The 613-nt window shown below is 69.2% G+C and carries 1 protein-coding gene; it reads right to left on the reverse strand.

Annotation, left to right across the window (positions count from 1 at the left end; genetic code table 11):
* A partial coding sequence (locus tag ABFX46_RS43345) for an IS630 family transposase (protein WP_346050472.1) occupies positions 1-613 on the reverse strand: 613 nt, incomplete at both ends.

The following is a 613-nucleotide window of genomic DNA, read 5'->3' on the forward strand; positions in this document are numbered from 1 at the left end:
GTTGTCCAGCACCAGGTGCAGGTCTAGATCCTTGGGGACGGCGACGTCGATGAGCTTGAGGAACCGCAGGAACTCCTGGTGGCGGCGGCGCCGGTAGTGCTGGTCGATCACCGACCCCGAGGAAAGGTCCAGGGCGGCGAACAGGCTGGTGGTGCCGTGCCGGACGTAGTCGTGGGTCATCCGCGCCGGGGTGGTGGGCATGATCGGCAGAATCGGCGCCGTGCGGTCGATCGCCTGCATCTGGCTCTTCTCGTCCACCGCGAGCACCAGGGCGTTGTCAGGCGGGTTCAGGTACAGCCCGACCACGTCGCGGACCTTGTCGACGAACTGCGGGTCGGTCGACAGCTTCCAGGTCTGCACGGTATGGGGCTTGAGGCCGAACGCCCGCCAGATCCGCGAGACCGCCGACTGCGACATCCCGATCGCCGCCGCCATCGACCGCGTCGACCAGTGCGTGTCCGCACCGGGCGTCTCCTCCAGCGTGGCGGTGACGACCCGCTCGACCTGCTCGTCGGTGATCGTGCGGGGCCGGCCCGGGCGCGGCTCGTCGCTCAGGCCTTCCAGCCGGTCGGCCAGGAAACGCGACCGCCACTTCGACACCGTGTTCCGCGAG

It is taken from the genome of Actinomadura chokoriensis (assembly GCF_039529475.1).
Lineage (GTDB): Bacteria > Actinomycetota > Actinomycetes > Streptosporangiales > Streptosporangiaceae > Spirillospora > Spirillospora bangladeshensis.